A 19009-nucleotide genomic window follows, 5' to 3' on the forward strand; every position below is an offset into this window, starting at 1 on the left:
CAGAAGGCAGAAGGCAGAAGACAGAATGCACGGAACAAGGCCCCTGCCGCGCAAGCGGCAGGGGCCTTGTCCATGATGCCTGAGCCATCAAGAAGCGGCCGTGCTTACAGCGCCCCGAACTGCTGGCGCAGCACGTTCTTCTGCACCTTGCCCATGGTGTTGCGCGGCAACTCTTCCACCACGTGCACGCGCTTAGGCACCTTGAAATTGGCAATACGCCCCTTGAGCCCGCCAATCAGGCTCAGCGCATCCAGCGAGGCACCGGGCTTGCCAACCACCACCGCCACCACCGCCTCGCCAAAATCGGCATGCGGCACGCCGATCACGGCGCTTTCCGCCACGCCCGGCATCTCGTCGATAAAGCTCTCGATCTCCTTGGGGTAGACGTTGTAGCCACCGGAGATGATCAGGTCCTTGCTGCGGCCGACGATGGTCAGGTAGTCGTCAGGCACCTTGCGCTCGCCAGCCTGGCTGACGATGGCGCCGCCAAAGCGGCCCACGTCGCCGGTCTTGAACCAGCCGTCGGCGGTGAACTCTTCCTGCGTCTTCTCCGGCATGCGCCAGTAGCCCTTGAACACGTTCGGGCCACGCACTTCCACATTGCCGATCTCGCCGGCCGCGCAAGGCTTGCCGTCGCCATCCACCACGCGCACCGACACCCCCGGCAGCGCCTTGCCGACGGTGCCGCCGATACGCTCGCCGTCTTGCGCGTCGTACGGGTTGGAGACCAGCATCACGGTCTCGCTCATGCCGTAGCGCTCCAGGATGGTGTGGCCCGTGCGCTCGCGGAAGGCATCGAAGGTCTCCATCAGCAGCGGCGCGGAGCCGGACACGAACAGGCGCATGCGGCGGCAGGTGTCGTCGTCAAAGCGCGGCTCCTGCACCATGCGCACGTAATACGTGGGCACGCCCATCATCACAGTGCAACGCGGCAGGAATTTGAGGATCTGCGCCATGTCGAGCTTGGGCGCCCAGATCATCTTGGCACCGGCCAAGAGCGCGCCGTGCGACGCGACGAACAAGCCATGCACGTGGAAGATCGGCAGCATGTGCAGCAGCACGTCGTCGCTGCGCCAGCCCCAGTACGCGTGCAGCGTCTTGGCGTTGGAGGCCAGGTTGCCGTGCGTGAGCATGGCGCCCTTGCTGCGGCCCGTGGTGCCCGAGGTGTAGAGAATGGCGGCGAGCTCGTCGGCGCCACGCGCCACCGTGGCGAAGCGGTCCGGTTGCACGGCGGCGCGGGACAACAGCGAGCCTGAGCGGTCATCGTCCAGCGTGAAAACGTGCTTGGTGCCGTGGCGGAACGCCACCTTGGACACCCAACCGAAGTTGGCGCTGCTGCACACCACCACCGCCGGCTCCGCGTTGCCGACGAAGTAGTCGATCTCGGCTTCCTGGTAGGCGGTATTGAGCGGCAGGTAGATGTAGCCCGCACGCAACGTGGCGAGGTACAGGAACAGCGCCTCGGGCGATTTTTCCACCTGCACCGCCACGCGCGCGCCCTCGGGCAGCTTGAGCGCGGCCAGCAGGTTGGCCATCTTGGCGGTGGCGCGGTCCAGGTCGTCCCAGCTGTAGTAGAGGCCGTCGTGGGTTTCAATGCAGCAAGCACTGCGGTCCGCCGGGAAGCGGGATTCGAATAGGGCGAACAGGTTGGCGTTCATATTGCGGAAGATGAAAAACGGAATCGGCAAGAGCATGGGCAATCCGCATGGGCAATCCGATCGATAGCCGGCAATGATACCTAAAGCGATTGCCCGTGCTTTTGCCCGTGATATAGCCCCTGCTATTGACCACTAAAGCGCGGCGGCCGGCGTGCCAGGAATGCCGCCACGCCTTCGGCATGGTCGGCGCTGTCGCCATAGCGGAAATGCGCGTCGAGCTCCGCCGCGGTGAGCGGCGCGGGCACCGGCGCCAGGCGGCGGATGCTCTGCTTGTTGATGCGGGCGGCCAGCGGCGCGCCGGCCACGATGCGCTTGACGGCCGCGGCGACTTCCTCGCCGAGTGCCGCTGCCGGCACCACGCGCGTCAGCAGCCCTTTCTCGCGCGCCTCGGCGGCGCCGAACACCCTGCCCTCCAGCAGGATCTCCAGCGTCACGGCGCGGCCCGCCAGGGCCAGCAGCCCGGTCAGCTCACCAGGCGCCATGGGAAAGCCGAGGCGGTTGATCGGCACGCCGAAGCGGCTGTCGTCGGCGGCGATGCGCAGGTCGCAATGGCAGGCGATCTCCAGCCCGCCACCCACGCAAACCCCTTCGATCATGGCAAGCGTGGGATGCAGGCAACCCGCGATGGCGGCCAGCGCAGGCGCAATCACCGCCTCGTGGTAACGGCGCAGCGCGGCGGCGTCTCCCCGTTCCTCGGGGAACTCGGCAATGTCGGCGCCTGCGGCAAAGTTGCCATCGGCGCCGCGCACCACCACGCAGCGCAGCGAGGGATCGGCGGACAGATCCGCAAAGCCCTGCGCCAGCGCGCGCCACATCGCCACGGAAATGGCATTGAGCTTGCCAGCGTGGGACAGCGTGACCGTGGCCACGTCGCCCTCACGCGCGAACGCTACCGTGCCGCTCATGCCTGCGCTCCACGCGCACGGGAAACATCAGAAACCATGCGGCTATCCTCCATCAGTCGATCTTGGCGCCGGACTGCTGCACCACCGTAGCCCAGCGCTTGATCTCGGCGCGCTGGAACTGCGCGAACTGCTCTTGCGTAAAGGCCGGCGTATCGGAGCCGTTGGCAAGCCAGATCTGCTTCATCTCGGGCGTGTTCAGTGCCTTCTCCACTTCGGTGTAAAGCCGGTCGACGATGTCCTTGGGCGTGCCCTTGGGCACCCACATCGCATACCAGGTGGAGACTTCGTAATTAGGCACCCCGGCCTCGGCGGCGGTGGGCACATTCGGGAACGCGGCCGAGCGCTTGGTCGAGGCCACCGCCAGCGCCTTGATGCGGCCGGCGCGAATATGCTGGGCCGAAGAACCGAGACCGTCGAAATCCATATCCACCTGGCCCGCGATCAGGTCGGACAGCGCAGGGCCGGCCCCCTTGTAGGGAATATGCGTGATGAAGGTCTTGGTCTGCAGCTTGAACAACTCGCCCGCCAGATGGTGGGACGAGCCATTGCCGGCCGAGGCGTAGTTCAGCTTGCCGGGGTTCTTCTTGGCATAGGAGATCAGCTCGCCCAGCGTGTTGGCGGTGACCTTGGCCGGGTTCACCACGATCACCTGCGGCGGCTGCGCGATCACCGTGATGGGAATGAAATCCTTCTCGATGTCGTAGTCGAGCTTCTTGTAGAACGACGGTGCGATGGCGTGGTGCGCCCCGCCGATGAAAACGGTATAGCCGTCCGGCGCGCCCTTGGCCGCGATGCTCGCGCCCACGGTGCCACCGGCGCCGCCGCGGTTATCGATCACGAACTGCTTGCCGAGCTGCTTGGAAAGCTGCGCGGTCAGCGGGCGGGCGAAGGCATCGGTGCCGCCGCCGGCCGGGAACGGCACGATCACGGTGATGGGCTTGGACGGCCAGGTGTCAGCCTGCGCCACGGGCGCTACCGCGCCCAAACCCGCGCCCAGCGCGCAAGCCAGCCCTGCCAGTTGAAACTGACGACGATTCATGACTCTGTCTCCTCTCTCTTCTGCTGTGGAAAGTCAAAACGAAGAACTGCTGGAATGGCCCATGAACGCGGCCCGCGGCCTTATCTGTTACCTGACCAGGGTTACAACAGCTTGCTCACCGCGCGGCTCATGCGCGGGGATCCGTTGCCAAGGCGCACCAGATTGTCATCTAGCGCCTCGGGCACGTAAAGATAATTCACCATCATCCCGCACGACTGCGCGCGGCCCTTGCGCGACAGGTCAGCGGCCCAATTCAGGCGCTCCACGCAGGCGCCATTGCCCAGGTGAAAGCGTGCCACCGGATCGGCCGGCAGCGCCTGCTGGCGCTCGCGCACCAGGTAATGCGCGGCCAGCGCCAGCGCCGTGTCGCGCACCATCGCATCCTCGGAATCGGCAGGCAGCGCGGCCAGCCAGCCGGCGCCGTCGGCGGGTGGCGTGCCGTGGCGCTCGCGCCAGCGCGCCAGGCGCTTGTCGCCCAGCACCTTGGCCACCGCTTCGCCATCGCGCTTGCGCAGCCAGTCGGCAAACCCGGGAATGGGCGAAAGCGTGGCGAACTGCTTGAGCTTGGGAAACTCGCGCTGCAATTCCTCGATCACGCGCTTGAGCAGGAAGTTGCCGAAGCTCACGCCGCGCAGGCCTGCCTGCGTATTGGAGATGGAATAGAAGATCGCCCACTTCACGCGGCGCAGGTCCTCCAGCGGCGCGGCTTCGTCCAGCAGCGCGTGGACGTTGGCGGCCATCTCGGGCACAAAAGCCACCTCGACAAAGATCAGCGGCTCGCGCGGCATGCGCGGATGGAAGAACGCATAGCAGCGGCGATCGGAATCGAGCCGGTTGCGCAGGTCCGCCCAGGACGCGATCTCGTGCACCGCCTCGTAGCGGATCAGCTTTTCCAGCAGCGATGCGGGCGAGTCCCACGTGATGGGCTGCAGCTCCAGCAGGCCCACGTCGAACCAGTTGGAAAACAGCGCCTCCAGATCCTCGTCAAGCGGGCGCAGGCCCGGCACGCGCTTGTGCCAGCGCAGCATGTCCGCACGCAGGCCGATCAGGAAATGCAGGCCGCAGACGCTCGCGCCCTCCTGACCGTGCAGCGCGGCCAGCCGCTTGAAGAAGCGGATGCGCGCATTGGATGTGGCCTGCGGCGGGCCGGACGCGGATTTGTCCGCCTTGCCGTCCTTGGCCTCATCATCCGCTTGCGCGCTGCCGCTGGCGGCGACTTCGGCCAGCACGCCGAGCATGGCCTGGCGTGCGTCATCGCCCGCGGCTTCGTACTCGGCCCGCCAGGTTTGCGCGGCGGCGTTGGCCGCGCTGTCGGTCAGGCGCGCATCGAAGCACTGGCGCAGTTGCTCGCGCTGCCGGCGCAGCACGCGCGCCGGCAGCGCCACGGCCTTGGCTTGTGCCTTGGCATCGGCCACCGCATCCGGCTTGGCGTTGCCATCGCCCTTGCGGCCCCACCACCGGCCAAAGCGGGACAACAGGGTTGGCGCCGACGGCTCAAAGCCGCTCAGGGGCGCGCTGACTTTCTGTTCGCTATTGCTGAGGGAATCCATGGGCGTACCTGCTTTTGGCTGTCGGTAAGTGCTGTCAGTAAGCTGCTATCGATCAACGGATGATTTGCCGGCCAGGTGCAGGCGGCCGGGCGGTGCTTCGGGGATGGGATCGCCACCGCGATCGTCAACCACGTCAACCACGTCGACCACGTCAACCTCGGCAGCCTCGGCAGCCTCGGCGGCGTCCAATGCCCTGAGCGCGCCGCGCTGGCGCAGCAAGTGCGTCTTCATCAGGGTCTCGGCGCCCTCCGGGTCATGCGCCTTGAGCGCGGAGAACACCGACAGATGCTCGGCACAGGATTCGCGGATGCGGCCCGGCAGCTTCAGGCTCTTGTGGCGCGACAGCCGCAGCACCTTGCGCAGGTCGCTGATCAGGCCGGACAGCCAGCGGTTGCCGGCGAGCCGCTGGATGGCTTCGTGGATCTGGTAGTTGGTTTCGTAGTAGGCGTCGATATTGCCGGCCTGCGCATACTGGGCCAGGTCGGCATGCAGGCTTTCGAGCGCGTCAAGGTCCTCGGCGGTGGCGTTGCGCGCCGCCTCATAGGCGCAGCGGCCTTCCAGCAGCGCCATCAGCGGGAAGATCTCGTCGAGGTCCTGCTCGGACAAGGCGTTGACGAAGCAGCCGCGGCGCGGCTCCAGCCGCACCAGGCCTTCGGCGGCCAGCACCTTGAGCGCCTCGCGCATCGGCGTGCGCGAAATCCCCATCGACTCGGCCACCGCGGCCTCGTCGATCCAGGCGCCGGGCATCAGCGCGCGCTCGTCGATCATGGCGCGCAGGCGCTGCGCGACTTCGAGGTACAGGGCCTGCTGGATGATGCGCATGGTGCCTCCGGACGGAAGAATGCAATGGCATCGGGGTGGCTTGCGGCACGGTGAAATGTGTCTTGCCAGGCCCAATAATTCATAATTATGAATAACGGTGGCCAGATGACAAGACAAATCGATGTTGCGCAGCCGCATGCGCAGCACCTTCCGGCGCTCGCGCAACGCTTGCGCGCCGATCAGCAGGAGGGTCAGTCTCACCAGGGTCGCCAGCGCCAGGGGGCGGCGCGGACGAATGCAAGGCAGGGAACGCCACGGGGCGCCGCGTGCGGACTAGCCCGCCAACCCCCTTGCCGCTTGGACGCCGAACCAGTGCGGCACGTGCGCAATGGCCTCATGCAGCGTGCCCATTACCCGAAAACTGAATCCGGTCACGACCGGCGAAGGCGGCTTGATATCGGGCACCACCACCACCTGCGCCCCCGAGCGGTTCGCGGCCGTTGCGCCGTTCTCGCTGTCCTCGAAGGCCAGGCACGCCCGCGGCGCCACGCCGAGGCGCTCGGCGGCGAGCTGGTACAGCGCCGGGTCCGGCTTGCCGCGGCGCACCTCATCACCACCCGAGACGGAAGAAAAGAAATCCAGCACGCCCACGCGCCCGAGCCGGTCCTTGATCTCCTCGACACGGGATGACGACGCCACCGCGCAGGGAATGCCCGCGCCGCGCAGCGCCGAGAGCAATTCCCTGGCGCCGGGCTTCAGCGGAAACCGGGGCCCGGTGGCCGGCGCATGCAATTGCGCGCCCGCCATCGCCTGCACCTGGCGGAAGACATGCTCGTCGCCAAGCAAGGACACCAGGAGGGCATCGGACTCCGGCTTGGCCTTGCCGATGACCTGCACGTAGTCGCTGGCCGCCAGCGTGATGCCGATCTCGCGCGCGGCGCCAATCCACGCCTGCATGATGGCGCGCTCGGAGTCGATCAGCAGGCCATCCATGTCGAAGATGGCAGCGGTGAACGGAGTCAACTGCGGGCTCATCTGCGGACTCAACTGCGGGGTCATCCGCGCCAGCTTCAACGGACCGGGGCCCGCGCCGCCTGCCCGTGACGGTTCGCCCAGACCACCAAGGCAATGCCGGCCAGGATCATCGGCAGGCTCAGCCACTGGCCCATCGAGAAGTTCAGCGCCAGCAGGCCCAGGAAGTTATCCGGCTCGCGCGCGAACTCGGCGAGGAAACGGAACCCGCCGTAGCCGATCAGGAACACGCCCGAGACCGCGCCCATGGGGCGCGGCTTCCTGGCGAACAGCCACAGGATGATGAACAGCGCCACGCCTTCGCCGGCAAATTGATAAAGCTGCGAAGGATGGCGGGGAATGTTGTCGCCCGCCTGCGGGAAGATCATGCCCCATGGCAGGTCGGTGGGACGGCCCCACAGCTCGCCGTTGATGAAGTTGCCGATGCGCCCGGCCGCCAGCCCGCAGGGGATCATCGGCGCGATGAAGTCGGTGACCTCCATCCAGTGCCGCCCGCGCAGCTTGGCGAACAGCCACATCGCCACGATCACGCCCAGAAAACCGCCGTGGAAGGCCATGCCGCCCTCCCACACCTTGAAGATCTCCAGCGGATGGCTCAGGTAGTAATCGGCCTTGTAGAAGAACACGTAGCCCAGCCGCCCGCCCAGGATCACGCCCAGCACGCCGAAGAACAGCATGTCGTCCAGGTCCTTGACCGTCCAGCCCTGGGCCGCGATATGCGGCTGGCGGATGCGCAGGCGCCCGAACCACAGGAACATGATGAACCCGGCGAGGTACATCAGCCCGTACCAGCGGATGGCGAGCGGGCCGAGATGAATCGCAACCGGGTCGAATTGGGGATGAATCAGCATGTGTGCCGTGGTTAGGGTTGTAGGTAGAGAGATCGCGCACGGGCAAACTGGCGTCCGGCGCGATATCAGGGTTCAGGCTGCGTCCGTCGGGTGCGTTGCCGCAGCGGCAGTGCCAAGCTCTGCGCCCGCCGCCGTGCCCGGCTCCGTGCCCGGTGTTATGCCAGCGTTTTGCGTCAGTGTCATGGCAGCGGCCAGCGCGCCGGCGATCTCGATAAACGATCTCAGCACGGGGCTCACGCCGTCGGCCCCCGCCTCCCGCCACACCAGCCCGGTCTCGATATCGGGCCCGGCGTCGCGCAACGGCAGGTAGGACACACCGGTGCGGCGAAGGTTGCAAAGCGAGGCCGGCACCAGCGCCACCCCCATGCCGGCGGACACCAGGCTGACGATCGTCTGCATCTGGATGGCCTCCTGGGCGATCACCGGCGTGAGGCCTTCGCGCGCATAACAGCCCGTAATGATGTCATAAAACGCCGGCGCGCTTCGCCGGGGAAAGATGATAAGCGGCTCGCGCGCCGCATCTTTCAGGGAAACGCCGGACTGCGCGCCCTCCGCCGCCGCCGAGCCATCCGGGCGCCAGCCTTGCGGCACGGCCAGCACCAGCGGCTCGCGCACCAGCGGCAGGTAGGCCACGCCATGCGGCATGGCCGGCAACTGCGGGCGGATCACCAGCCCGGCGTCGATGCCGCCGTCCATCAGGGCCTCCAGCTGGATATCGCTGGTGGCCTCGCGCAGTTGCAGCTGCACATTGGGGTGCCGCGCCCGGAAGCGCCGCAGCAGGTCGGGCAGGATGCCGTAGTCGGCCGTGCTGACAAAGGCCAGCGACAACGTGCCGGCCTCCCCGCGCGCCAGCCGCTGGGCCAGGCCCGGCAGCGCGGCCGCATCGGCCAGCACGCGGCGCACCTCGGGCAGCCATTGCTGGCCGGCAGGGGTGAGCGCCACCGAGCGCCGCGTGCGGGCGAACAGCTGCACGCCAATCTCCTCCTCCAGCGCCTGGATCTGCTGGGACAGCGGCGGCTGCGTCATGGTGAGCCGCCGCGCGGCGCGGCCGAAATGTAACTCCTCCGCCACGGTAACGAAGTAACGCAACTGGCGCAGGTCCAAAGGCGCTCCTGATATGTTTTTCGACTCAATAAAGGTTGAATAATATATTTGACACGATAAAAGGCAAGCGGCATGCTCTCGTCCACAACATGGCAAGAGCTTGCCCGGTCCTCGGAACCCTGAGGCGCCCCGCGCAGGCCGGCACACTTCCCCCGGAGATTCCCATGGCATACAACAAACGCTCGCAGCACATCACGCAAGGCGTGGCGCGCTCCCCCAACCGCTCGATGTACTACGCGCTGGGCTACAAGAAGGAAGACTTCGACAAGCCGATGGTGGGCATCGCCAACGGCCACTCCACCATCACGCCGTGCAACTCCGGCCTGCAGCGCCTGGCTGACGCCGCCGTGGCGGCCATCAAGGCCTCCGACGCCAATCCGCAGATCTTCGGCACCCCGACCATCTCGGACGGCATGTCGATGGGCACCGAAGGCATGAAGTACTCGCTGATCTCCCGCGAAGTCATCGCCGACTGTATCGAGACCGCGACCCAGGGCCAGTGGATGGACGGTGTGGTCGTGATCGGCGGCTGCGACAAGAACATGCCGGGCGGCATGATCGCGCTGGCGCGCACCAACGTGCCGGGCATCTATGTGTACGGCGGCACCATCAAGCCGGGCAACTGGAAGGGCAAGGACCTGACCATCGTGTCGTCGTTCGAGGCCGTGGGCGAATTCACCGCCGGCCGCCTGAGCCAGGAAGACTTCGAGGGTGTCGAGAAGAACGCCTGCCCGTCGTCGGGCTCGTGCGGTGGCATGTACACCGCCAACACCATGAGCTCCTCGTTCGAGGCGCTGGGCATGTCGCTGCTGTACTCGTCGACCATGGCCAACCCGGACCAGGAAAAGGTCGACAGCGCCGCCGAATCGGCACGCGTGCTGGTCGAGGCCATCAAGAAGGACATCAAGCCGCGCGACATCATCACGCGCAAGTCCATCGAGAACGCCGTTGCGCTGATCATGGCCACCGGCGGCTCCACCAACGCCGTGCTGCACTACCTGGCGATCGCCCACTCGGCCGAAGTGGAATGGAGCATCGACGACTTCGAGCGCATCCGCCGCAAGGTGCCGGTGATCTGCAACCTGAAGCCGTCGGGCCAGTACGTGGCAACCGACCTGCACCGCGCGGGCGGCATTCCCCAGGTCATGAAGATCCTGCTCAAGGCAGGCCTGATGCACGGCGACTGCCTGACCATCACCGGCCGCACCCTGGCCGAGGAACTGGAAAACGTGCCGGACACCCCGCGCGCCGACCAGGACGTGATCATGCCGATCGAAAAGGCGCTCTACAGGGAAGGCCACCTGGCCATCCTGAAGGGCAACCTGGCGCAGGAAGGCGCCGTCGCCAAGATCACCGGCCTGAAGAACCCGGTCATCACCGGCCCGGCCCGCGTGTTCGAGGACGAGCAAAGCGCCATGGACGCCATCCTGGCCGACAAGATCAACGCCGGCGACATCCTGGTGCTGCGCTACCTGGGCCCCAAGGGCGGCCCCGGCATGCCTGAAATGCTGGCCCCCACCTCGGCCATCATCGGCAAGGGCCTGGGCGAATCGGTCGGCTTCATCACCGACGGCCGCTTCTCGGGCGGCACCTGGGGCATGGTGGTCGGCCACGTCGCGCCGGAAGCGCACGTGGGCGGCAACATCGCGCTGGTGCAGGAAGGCGACTCGGTCACCATCGACGCGCACAAGCTGCTGCTGGAACTCAACGTGAGCGAAGAAGAGCTGGCCAAGCGCCGCGCCGCCTGGAAGCAGCCGGCACCGCGCTACACCCGTGGCGTGCTGGCCAAGTTCGCCAAGCTGGCCTCGACCGCCAGCAAGGGCGCTGTGACGGACTGAGGCTGAGTGCTTCATCCCCAGAAGGACAAAAGCCCGCGAGCGATCGCGGGCTTTTTTTATGGCAGCAGACTCAACCTCCCGCTTGGTTGCTCCCCTCTCCCGCCTGCGGGAGAGGGGCCGGGGGAGAGGGAGAGACCGCCGTCGTCATCGCCGGCGGCTTTGGCCTGTTCGCCGGCTTCGTTCGGTGCCCGGGACCTTCACATGCCGCCTGGATCCCGCTCGATTTCTTCCAGCGTAGCGTCCAGCCATTCCACCAGCCGGGCCTCCATCGCCTGCGTCAGTTCCGCCGCCAGTTGCGCGGTCAGCGGGGCCAGGCGCGATTGCAGCGTGGCTTCGGTATGGGCCTCCACCACCTGCGGCCATTCGGTGCGAAACCGCATCATCACGCGGGTCAGCAGCTCGCTGCGCACGGCGCGCAGTTCGTCCGGGCTGGGCGGCGGGCTGGCGTGGTGCGTGACGTGCGAGACCGAGTAGGCGCCATCCTGGGTCGACGGGGTTGGCTGGTGCAGCGCCGGGATCTCCGGCGCGGGAATGCCGTCGCCGGTCTCACGGGGCATGACGACATGGGTGACCGGGCCAGGCCAGGTCATGTCATGCACGGGCTGGGCATGGCCCGAGCCGCCAGCGCCGGAATCCGACCACGCGACCGCTTGCGCGGCCCCCGCCGGCGTCGCGTCCGGCGCCGGTTGCCTGGCGCCTTCGGTGGGCAGGTCGATCACTTCCGTCAGCAGTGGAATGCTGTCGTTGGGCCCGATGCGCGGGATCACGCGCGAGGTGGTGCGTTCGGTCATGCGGCATCCCCCTTGGCTTGTACGCTCTGTGCGCCCTGTGCGCCCTGGCCGGCCTGGGCGATATCGTGGTGCGCCAGCGGATAGCCGCGCTCGCGGTACAGGCGAAAGCGCTCGCGCCCGGCGGCACGGTCGCCGGCGTCGCTGCCGACCACCTCGATCATGCGCTCGAAGCTGGCGAACTGCGCCGGCGGCTCGGCGCCAAGGTTGATCAGCAACTGATGGTGCGGGGCCTGGTCCAGCGCGGCCGCCAGCACGATCGGCGTCACCTCGGCGTTCGGGCTGTCCACGCCGCAATGCGGCAGGAAATCCAGCGCGGAGAATGTCCACAAGCGCGCATCGAGCTGCGCCAGCTGCTCCGGCGCGCCATGCACCACCAGTTTCTGGCCGGCGCCGTACGCCTTGCGGATCAGCCGGCAAGCGTAGCCGAGCTTGTCGGGCACGTTGCTGTGGAAATCGATACGCGTCATGGTTGAAAGCAATCCTGTGAGAATGAAGCTAAACAGGGACGGACCCGCGCAGATGCCGGCGCCGGCCCGTCCCTGCGGTCAAGCATCAAGCTTAACCATCCAGCTTCAGCCAGCGCGGTCCATCAGGAACTGCGCCAGCAGGGGCACCGGGCGGCCGGTGGCGCCCTTGGCGGCACCGCTCTTCCAGGCCGTGCCGGCGATGTCCAGGTGGGCCCAGTCGTACTTCTCGGTATAGCGCGCCAGGAAGCAGGCGGCGGTCACGCTGCCAGCCGGGCGGCCACCGATATTGGCCATATCCGCGAAGTTGGACTTGAGCTGGTCCTGGTAGTCATCGTCCAGCGGCATGCGCCAGGCGGTGTCCATGGCCTTGCGGCCGGCTTGCAGCAATTGCTCCGCGAGGCCATCGTTGCGCGCGTACAGGCCGCTGTTGACGTGGCCCAGCGCGATGATGCAGGCGCCGGTCAGGGTTGCCACATCCACCACGGCGGCCGGCTTGAAGCGCTCCACATAGGTCAGCGCGTCGCACAGGACCAGGCGGCCTTCGGCGTCGGTGTTGAGGATCTCGATGGTCTGGCCGGACATGCTGGTGACCACGTCGCCGGGCTTGGTGGCGTTGCCGGACGGCATGTTCTCGCAGGTGGGGACCACCGCGATCACGTTCAGCTTGAGGCCCATCTCGGCCACTGCCTGCAGCGTGCCCAGCACCGAGGCGGCGCCGCACATGTCGTACTTCATCTCGTCCATGCCCTCGCCGGGCTTGAGCGAGATGCCGCCGGTATCGAAGGTGATGCCCTTGCCCACCAGCACCACCGGCGCCTGCTTGGCCGAGGCGCCATCGTAGCGCAGCACGATGAACTGCGGCGGCTCCACCGCGCCCTTGGTGACCGCCAGGAAGGCGCCCATCTTGAGGGCCTCAAGCTGCTTGCGGCCCAGCACTTCCACCTTGAGCTTGTGGCGCTTGGCGATGCCGCGCGCCGTATTGGCCAGGTAGGTCGGCGTGCAGATGTTGGACGGCAGGTTGCCCAGGTCCTTGGTCAGCTCCATGCCGTTGGCGATGGCCGCGCCGCGCACCACGGCCTGGGCGGCCGCCTTGGCGTCAGCCGCGTCGACGGTAAGCACCACCTTGCGCAGGCCGGTGGGCTTGTCGGCACCGTTGCCGTTGCCCTTGGCACCGGCGTTGGCGCGCTTGAGGCCCGGATGGCGCTCCAGCAGGCGGTAGCCCGCCTCGCGGATCAGGGTGACGGTGGTGATCAGGCGCCAGGCCAGGTCGCGGGCGTTGCCGGCTTGTTGCGGAGCCTGCTGCTGGGCCAGGCACCACAGCACATTGGCCGCGCGCGTGCCGGACAAGGCACGCAGCGCGGTGCGCACCGCCTCGGCGAACGCCTTGTCGCCGAACTCGGCTTCCTTGCCGAAGCCCACCAGCAGCACGCGGGCAGCGCCCACGCCGGCCACTTCGTGCAGCATCAGCTGGGTACCGCGCTTGCCCTCGAAATCGCCCAGCTTGACGAGCCGGGAGACCAAACCCTTGGTTGCCACGTCGAGCGCCTTGGCCACACCGGCCAGGCTCTGTCCTTCAAACAGGCCCACGACCAGACAATCGGTCTTGGTTGCCAGGAAACCATTTTGGCCTGCTTTGCTCCAATCCAAGGCTTTTGTGCTAAATTCCATCGCGCTTCCTTCCAGGGGCTTGTCCACCACGAAAGCTCCTATTATCCGCGATTTGCTGCCGGCGGTCCGCTATGCTTGCTAGCAAGCCCCCCGGCACCGACATCGCCCGCGCCGGCCGGCAGCCCGGAACCGACTCCGCATGATCTTTCAACAAGCCTTGCGTCGCGAGCTCGCATACACCGCCGGCGCGGTGTTTCTGGTCATGCTGACCTTCATGCTGACCTCGCTCGTGATCCGTATTCTCGGCATGGCCGCCAATGGCCAGGCCAGCCCCAATGACGTCCTGATGCTGATCGGCCTGGCCACCATCGGCTACCTGTCGATCCTGCTGTCCGCCACCCTGTTCATCTCCACCCTGATCGTGCTCACGCGCTGGTACAAGGATTCGGAGATGGTGGTGTGGTTCTCGGCCGGCATCTCGCTGCGCGACCTGGTCAAGCCGGTGCTGCAGTTCGCCGCGCCCTTCATCATCATGTCGCTGCTGCTGGGCATGTTCGCCTGGCCGTGGGCCAACCAGCAAAGCGCGCTGTTCCGCGACCGCTTCGAGCAGCGCGGCGTGCTGTCCATGATTGCCGCCGGCCGCTTCATCGAGCCGGCCAAGGGCAATTACGTGCTGTTCATCGAAGGCATCGACGCCGACATGAAGCACGCGCGCAACGTCTTCGTGGCCAACGCCGAGGCCGACAAGATCGGCGTGGCGCTGGCCCACCAGGGCCAGTTCCAGACCATGCCCAACGGCGACCGCATGGTGGTCATGGAAAACGGCCGCCGCTATGCCGGCACGCCCGGCAAGATCGACTACCGCATCGTCGAGTTCGACCAGTACGCGGTCAAGGTGGACAACAAACCACCTGAGTCGGACGCCAACCTGCCGACCAAGAGCCGCGACACCATCGACCTGCTGCGCAACCGCACCAACGAGAACCTGGGCGAGTTGCTGTGGCGCCTGTCGCTGCCGCTGCTGGCCTTCAACTTTGTGCTGATCGCCATCCCGCTTGCCTACGTCAACCCGCGCCTGGGTCGCTACACGCCCCTGGTCTTCGCGGTGCTGATCTACCTGACCTACAGTAACGTGATCAATCTCTCGCAGGCCTGGGTGCGCTCCGGCTCCATCCCGTTCGCGTTGGCCTGGTGGCCGTTCCACCTGATCGCCCTGCTGGGCGCGGTGATGCTGTTCCGCTACCGCCAGAACCGCAGCCTGGGTGGCTGGCGCGCGGTCTTCGGCCTGCCCCGCAAGGGCGGCGCCCGGGGGAACCAGGCATGAAGGTATTGCGCGTCTACGAGCGTTATTTCGCGCGGCTGATCTACGGCGTCTTCGCCTTTATCCTGTTTGCGGTGCTGGCGCTGTTCGTCTTCTTCGACATGCTCAGCGAGCTGGAGAGCGTGGCCGGCCGCTACACCTCGCTGGTGGCGTTCTTCCACGTCATCCTGCAGGCACCCACCCGCATCTATGAGGTGCTGCCGATCGCCGTGCTAATCAGCGCCATCTATGTGTTCTCGCAACTGGCCAGCCAGTCCGAGTACACCATTTTCCGGGTGGCCGGCCTGAATACGCGCCAGGCGCTGTTCTCGCTGTTCAAGCTGGCGATTCCTCTGGCCATCGCCACGTTTATCTTCGGCGAATTCATCGGCCCCAAGGCCGAGCAGTACGCGCAGAAGGTCAAGCTCGAAGCACTGGGCGCCACGGTGTCGGCGGGCTTTCGCTCCGGCGTGTGGGTCAAGGACCGCGACCGCGATAGCGCCAAGGGCCATGAGGTCACGCGCTTCGTCAACGTGGCCGGCCTGCGGCCCGACCAGAGCATCACCGGCGTCACCATTTACGAGTTCGACGACCAATACCGCCTGAGCGTGATCCGCGTGGCCAAGGAAGGCCGCTACGAGGGCGGCCAGTCCTGGCAGCTCACCGGCGTGACCGAGACCCACTTCCTGGAACTGCCCAGGGGCGAGCCCGGCAAGGCGGACGCCCTGGCACCGGCCTTCCGCGGCGAGCAGCAAAGCGTGCCCACCATGGCCATGCGCTCCGAGCTGACGCCGCAGATCCTGTCGGTGCTGCTGGTGGAGCCGGAGCGGATGTCCACGGTGGACCTGTTCCGCTATATCCGCCACCTGCGCGACAACAAGCAAGACACCCAGCGCTACGAGATCGCCTTCTGGAAGAAGGTGATCTACCCGCTGACCCTGTTCGTGATGGTGGCGCTGGCCCTGCCCTTCGCCTACCTGCACGCGCGGGCCGGCGCGGTGGGCGTGAAAGTGTTCGGCGGCATCATGCTGGGGCTGTCCTTCCACTTGTCCAACACCCTGTTCTCGCACGTGGGGCTGCTGCATACCTGGCCGCCCATCGTCTCGGCGCTGATCCCCGGCACGCTGTACCTGCTGGTGGCGCTTGGCGCATTGCGCTGGGTGGACCGGCATTAAGAGCCCGCCAGCACGCACGCACACATTAAGGCTCGAAGATGAATACCACGCCCCTTCCCCGCCAGGCCATGGTGCTGTTTGGCCATGGCGCGCGCGATGCGCGCTGGCGCGAGCCGTTTGACCGGCTACATGCCAAGCTGACAGCCGCACTGCCGGATTGCGCGGTGCGCCTGGCCTTCCTGGAGCTGATGACGCCTTCGCTGCCGGATACGCTGGCGGCGCTGGCCGCCGCCGGCGTTACCGACATCAATGTGGTGCCGGTGTTCTTTGGCCAGGGCGGGCATCTGCGGCGGGACCTGCCGGCCTTGCTGGATGATTGCCGGAGCAAGCTTCCGGGTGTGACGATCCGCTGCGCGGCGGCGGTCGGCGAGGATGACAGCGTGCTGGATGCGATTGCGGCCTATTGCGTGGCGACGCTCAGCGGCGCGGAACAGCGCACCTGAAAGACATCGAACGAAGCCGAAGAACGGGCCAAAGCCGCGCACCATGACGCCGGCTTTCACTCCCTCTCCCCTCAGGGGGAGAGGGCCGGGGAGAGGGGTTGCTTAGCTAGGAGCCACTCGAAGCGAAGCCCGTGGTTCTTGGCGGCACGACGGCGTAACGAGCGCCCGCCCTCTCCCCCAGCCCCTCTCCCGCAAGCGGGAGAGGGGAGTAAACCGGCGCAGCCCGAAAGCACACAAGCAAACAAGCACACAAAGAAAAAGCCGGACAACGCTACGTTGTCCGGCTTTTTTACATCGCGCCCAGTGCTTCAGGCCGCGCGAGTTTCCGCGTATGCAACGTCGCCATCCACATCCTGCGGCACCGCCTCGCTAGCCCGCGAGGCCAGCGCTTCGCCGATCATCAGCAGGCTGGGATGCACCGGATTGATCCAGGCCGCCGCCTCGCCCGCCGCCATCTGGCGCAGCGTGAACTGGCGGCTGCGCTGGTGCGCCGAGGTAGCGGCCTCGACCACCCAGGCGGGCGTGGAAGCCGGCTTGCCGTGCGCGATCAACTGCGCGGCGATGGCTGCCGCCTGGTCGCGGCCCATGTAATACACCACCGTATCGGCCTTGACATCCGCCTCCACGTCGATCGTGTCGGCCGCCTTGGATTGCGTCGCAAACGCCACGCTGCGCGACACGCCGCGCTTGGTGAGCGGCTTGCGGATCGCCGAAGCCGCTGCCAGCGCGGCGGTGATGCCCGGCACGATCTCGTACTCGATGCCGGCTTCTTCCAGCGCCTGCAGCTCCTCGTCGGCGCGGCCGAACAGCATCGGATCCCCGCCCTTCAAGCGCACCACGCGCTCGAACTTGCTGGCCTGGTCCACGATCTGGCGGTTGATGAACAACTGCGCGGTGGAGCGCTGGCCGCAGCGCTTGCCCACCTCGATCAGTTGCGCCTGCGGGCACCATGCCAGCATCTCGGGCGAGACCAGCGCATCGTGCAGCACCACCTGCGCTTCGCCCAAAAGCCGTGCACCGCGCACCGTAATGAGGTCAGCGGCGCCGGGACCCGCGCCGATCAGATAGACCTTGCCCATGCCATGCTCCTTCGCGCTCACTGGATCGATTTGCCTATGCACTCGCCTCAGGCGAACGCACGGATCATGCCAGCGGCCACCGTGTGGTTGGTGGCTTCGTCGATCAGCACGAACGCGCCGGTCGCCGGGTTGTCGCCATAGTTGTCGCAGACGATGGGCTTTTGCAGCGAGATCTGCACCGAGCCGATATCGTTCAGGCCGATTTCGTGGCGGTCGGTCTCGTGCAGCAGCGTATGCACGTCCAGCACGCGATCCACCGACGACACGCGCGCGAACACGCTGGCCGTGGTGTGCTTGAGCACATATTTTCGGGCCGGATTGAGCGATTCGTCATCGAACCAGCACAGGTCGGCGGTCAGCTTCTTGGCTGAGACGCTGTCCGCGGCGGCAGCCACGAACATATCACCGCGTGACACATCCACGTCTTCCGACAAGCGCACCGTCACGGTCTCGCCCACGCTGGCCGATTCGGCCACGCCGTTGGGGGTCAGCACTTCCGCCACCAGCGCATCGCGGTTGGCCGGCAGCACGCGCAGCTTCTGGCCCACGCGCACGGTGCCTGCCTCGACCCGGCCGGCATAGCCGCGGAAGTCATCCGCCTGGGCGCCGTCCTGGCGGATCACCAGCTGCACCGGGAAACGCAGCGCGGCGTCGCCTTCGGGTGCGGGCTCTTCCACCGGCAGGGCCTCCAGCAGCGGCAGCAGCGGCTCGCCCTGGTACCACGGCATGGCCTGGCTGGCGTTGACGATATTGTCGCCACGCAGCGCCGACACCGGCACGTAGCGCACATCCTTCAAACCCAGCTGGCTGGCCAGCTCGGTGTAGGCCGCGCGGATCTGGTTGAAGCGCTCCTCGCTGAACTCCACCAGGTCCATCTTGTTGATGGCCACGATCACGTGTTGCAGCTCCAGCAGCTTCAGGATGGCCGAATGGCGCTTGGTCTGCGCCAGCAGCTCGGCGCGGCCGTCGGTCACCGTCACGCGGGTGGCGTCGACCAGCACGATGGCGGCGTGCGCGGTAGAGGCGCCCGTCACCATGTTGCGGGTGTACTGCTCATGCCCCGGCGTATCCGCAATGATGAACTTGCGGCGCGCGGTGGAGAAGTAGCGGTAGGCCACGTCGATAGTGATGCCCTGCTCGCGCTCGGCTTCCAGGCCATCGGTCAGCAGCGAGAAATCGATCTGCTCGCCGGCGGTACGCTTGTTCTTGGCGTTGGTCAGCGCGGTCAGCTGATCGGACAGCACAGCCTTGCTGTCGTACAGCAGGCGGCCAATCAGGGTGCTCTTGCCATCGTCGACCGAACCGGCGGTGATAAAACGCAGCAGGCCTTGGTGTAGTGCTTGGGTGCTCATGTCAAATCCTTTCTTCTTCCCTCTCGCAGCGCTCGCTCCGGCGCATAGGCGGGAG

The 19009-nt window shown here is 66.7% G+C and carries 17 protein-coding genes; 4 read left to right on the forward strand and 13 right to left on the reverse strand.

The features are described 5' to 3' along the window. Positions 1-104 precede the first annotated feature (104 nt). The 8 genes from A9975_RS34480 to A9975_RS34515 form a co-directional block, all read right to left on the reverse strand. Positions 105-1658, reverse strand: a complete 1554-nt coding sequence (locus A9975_RS34480; protein WP_183036799.1) for a malonyl-CoA synthase — start codon at positions 1656-1658, stop codon at positions 105-107. Between the two features lie 122 nt (positions 1659-1780). Continuing rightward, positions 1781-2563 (reverse strand): enoyl-CoA hydratase/isomerase family protein, encoded by a 783-nt coding sequence (locus A9975_RS34485; RefSeq protein ID WP_183036641.1) that lies wholly within the window; start codon positions 2561-2563, stop codon positions 1781-1783. A gap of 52 nt (positions 2564-2615) precedes the next feature. Next, positions 2616-3602 carry a tripartite tricarboxylate transporter substrate binding protein gene (locus tag A9975_RS34490; RefSeq protein ID WP_183036642.1) on the reverse strand — a complete coding sequence of 329 codons (987 nt, stop codon included), beginning with the start codon at positions 3600-3602 and terminating at the stop codon, positions 2616-2618. A 101-nt stretch (positions 3603-3703) separates the two neighbouring features. Beyond that, positions 3704-5152, reverse strand: a complete 1449-nt coding sequence (locus A9975_RS34495; protein WP_183036643.1) for a malonyl-CoA decarboxylase domain-containing protein — start codon at positions 5150-5152, stop codon at positions 3704-3706. Between the two features lie 45 nt (positions 5153-5197). Then, entirely contained in the window at positions 5198-5974 is a 777-nt protein-coding gene (locus A9975_RS34500) for a GntR family transcriptional regulator (protein ID WP_183036644.1), read from the reverse strand. A gap of 273 nt (positions 5975-6247) precedes the next feature. Then, positions 6248-6949, reverse strand: a complete 702-nt coding sequence (locus A9975_RS34505; RefSeq protein ID WP_183036645.1) for an HAD family phosphatase — start codon at positions 6947-6949, stop codon at positions 6248-6250. A 35-nt stretch (positions 6950-6984) separates the two neighbouring features. After that, positions 6985-7797, reverse strand: coding sequence for a prolipoprotein diacylglyceryl transferase (gene lgt / locus A9975_RS34510; RefSeq protein WP_183036646.1), 813 nt, complete (start codon positions 7795-7797; stop codon positions 6985-6987). Positions 7798-7869: 72 nt separating this feature from the next. Beyond that, the gene (locus A9975_RS34515; RefSeq protein WP_183036647.1) at positions 7870-8901 is read right to left on the reverse strand and encodes a LysR family transcriptional regulator; all 1032 of its coding nucleotides are present in this window, start codon (positions 8899-8901) and stop codon (positions 7870-7872) included. Between the two features lie 164 nt (positions 8902-9065). Between A9975_RS34515 and ilvD the strand changes: the two genes are divergently transcribed. Next, a complete protein-coding gene (gene ilvD, locus A9975_RS34520; protein WP_183036648.1) occupies positions 9066-10739 on the forward strand; it encodes a dihydroxy-acid dehydratase in 1674 nt (557 codons plus the stop codon). Between the two features lie 197 nt (positions 10740-10936). On the opposite strand, the gene A9975_RS34525 is transcribed toward ilvD, so the two are convergent. The 3 genes from A9975_RS34525 to A9975_RS34535 all read right to left on the reverse strand — a co-directional run bounded on the left by A9975_RS34525 (position 10937) and on the right by A9975_RS34535 (position 13665). Then, the gene (locus tag A9975_RS34525) at positions 10937-11530 is read right to left on the reverse strand and encodes a hypothetical protein (protein WP_183036649.1); all 594 of its coding nucleotides are present in this window, start codon (positions 11528-11530) and stop codon (positions 10937-10939) included. After that, positions 11527-11997, reverse strand: coding sequence for a DNA polymerase III subunit chi (locus tag A9975_RS34530; protein WP_183036650.1), 471 nt, complete (start codon positions 11995-11997; stop codon positions 11527-11529). The genes A9975_RS34525 and A9975_RS34530 overlap by 4 nt, the downstream gene beginning before the upstream one ends. A 105-nt stretch (positions 11998-12102) precedes the next feature. Next, positions 12103-13665, reverse strand: a complete 1563-nt coding sequence (locus tag A9975_RS34535; RefSeq protein WP_183036651.1) for a leucyl aminopeptidase — start codon at positions 13663-13665, stop codon at positions 12103-12105. A 139-nt stretch (positions 13666-13804) separates the two neighbouring features. Here A9975_RS34535 and lptF point away from each other — a divergent pair, with 139 nt between their 5' ends. The 3 genes from lptF to A9975_RS34550 are packed head-to-tail and all read left to right on the forward strand — an operon-like array spanning position 13805 to position 16523. Then, positions 13805-14929: an LPS export ABC transporter permease LptF gene (gene lptF / locus A9975_RS34540; protein ID WP_183036652.1), complete on the forward strand. Its 1125-nt coding sequence runs from the start codon at positions 13805-13807 to the stop codon at positions 14927-14929. After that, a complete protein-coding gene (lptG, locus tag A9975_RS34545) occupies positions 14926-16080 on the forward strand; it encodes an LPS export ABC transporter permease LptG (RefSeq protein ID WP_183036653.1) in 1155 nt (384 codons plus the stop codon). The genes lptF and lptG overlap by 4 nt, the downstream gene beginning before the upstream one ends. A 38-nt stretch (positions 16081-16118) precedes the next feature. Further along, the gene (locus tag A9975_RS34550) at positions 16119-16523 is read left to right on the forward strand and encodes a sirohydrochlorin chelatase (RefSeq protein ID WP_183036654.1); all 405 of its coding nucleotides are present in this window, start codon (positions 16119-16121) and stop codon (positions 16521-16523) included. Positions 16524-16831: 308 nt separating this feature from the next. On the opposite strand, the gene cobA is transcribed toward A9975_RS34550, so the two are convergent. Together cobA and A9975_RS34560 are read right to left on the reverse strand one after the other, a co-directional pair. Further along, positions 16832-17602: a uroporphyrinogen-III C-methyltransferase gene (gene cobA, locus A9975_RS34555; RefSeq protein WP_183036655.1), complete on the reverse strand. Its 771-nt coding sequence runs from the start codon at positions 17600-17602 to the stop codon at positions 16832-16834. 47 nt (positions 17603-17649) lie between these two features. Beyond that, positions 17650-18954 carry a sulfate adenylyltransferase subunit 1 gene (locus A9975_RS34560; RefSeq protein ID WP_043348915.1) on the reverse strand — a complete coding sequence of 435 codons (1305 nt, stop codon included), beginning with the start codon at positions 18952-18954 and terminating at the stop codon, positions 17650-17652. Between the last annotated feature and the right edge of the window lie 55 nt (positions 18955-19009).

The organism is Cupriavidus sp. UME77 (assembly GCF_014170355.1).
GTDB lineage: Bacteria > Pseudomonadota > Gammaproteobacteria > Burkholderiales > Burkholderiaceae > Cupriavidus > Cupriavidus basilensis.

Excerpts from the sequence above, each read along its gene's own strand:
- A9975_RS34480 (WP_183036799.1), bottom strand. The coding sequence starts at position 1,658 with ATGAACGCCAACCTGTTCGCCCTATTCGAATCCCGCTTCCCGGCGGAC.
- A9975_RS34485 (WP_183036641.1), bottom strand. The coding sequence starts at position 2,563 with ATGAGCGGCACGGTAGCGTTCGCGCGTGAGGGCGACGTGGCCACGGTC.
- A9975_RS34490 (WP_183036642.1), bottom strand. The coding sequence starts at position 3,602 with ATGAATCGTCGTCAGTTTCAACTGGCAGGGCTGGCTTGCGCGCTGGGC.
- A9975_RS34495 (WP_183036643.1), bottom strand. The coding sequence starts at position 5,152 with ATGGATTCCCTCAGCAATAGCGAACAGAAAGTCAGCGCGCCCCTGAGC.
- A9975_RS34500 (WP_183036644.1), bottom strand. The coding sequence starts at position 5,974 with ATGCGCATCATCCAGCAGGCCCTGTACCTCGAAGTCGCGCAGCGCCTG.
- A9975_RS34505 (WP_183036645.1), bottom strand. The coding sequence starts at position 6,949 with ATGAGCCCGCAGTTGACTCCGTTCACCGCTGCCATCTTCGACATGGAT.
- lgt (WP_183036646.1), bottom strand. The coding sequence starts at position 7,797 with ATGCTGATTCATCCCCAATTCGACCCGGTTGCGATTCATCTCGGCCCG.
- ilvD (WP_183036648.1), top strand. The coding sequence starts at position 9,066 with ATGGCATACAACAAACGCTCGCAGCACATCACGCAAGGCGTGGCGCGC.
- A9975_RS34525 (WP_183036649.1), bottom strand. The coding sequence starts at position 11,530 with ATGACCGAACGCACCACCTCGCGCGTGATCCCGCGCATCGGGCCCAAC.
- A9975_RS34530 (WP_183036650.1), bottom strand. The coding sequence starts at position 11,997 with ATGACGCGTATCGATTTCCACAGCAACGTGCCCGACAAGCTCGGCTAC.
- A9975_RS34535 (WP_183036651.1), bottom strand. The coding sequence starts at position 13,665 with ATGGAATTTAGCACAAAAGCCTTGGATTGGAGCAAAGCAGGCCAAAAT.
- lptF (WP_183036652.1), top strand. The coding sequence starts at position 13,805 with ATGATCTTTCAACAAGCCTTGCGTCGCGAGCTCGCATACACCGCCGGC.
- lptG (WP_183036653.1), top strand. The coding sequence starts at position 14,926 with ATGAAGGTATTGCGCGTCTACGAGCGTTATTTCGCGCGGCTGATCTAC.
- A9975_RS34550 (WP_183036654.1), top strand. The coding sequence starts at position 16,119 with ATGAATACCACGCCCCTTCCCCGCCAGGCCATGGTGCTGTTTGGCCAT.
- cobA (WP_183036655.1), bottom strand. The coding sequence starts at position 17,602 with ATGGGCAAGGTCTATCTGATCGGCGCGGGTCCCGGCGCCGCTGACCTC.
- A9975_RS34560 (WP_043348915.1), bottom strand. The coding sequence starts at position 18,954 with ATGAGCACCCAAGCACTACACCAAGGCCTGCTGCGTTTTATCACCGCC.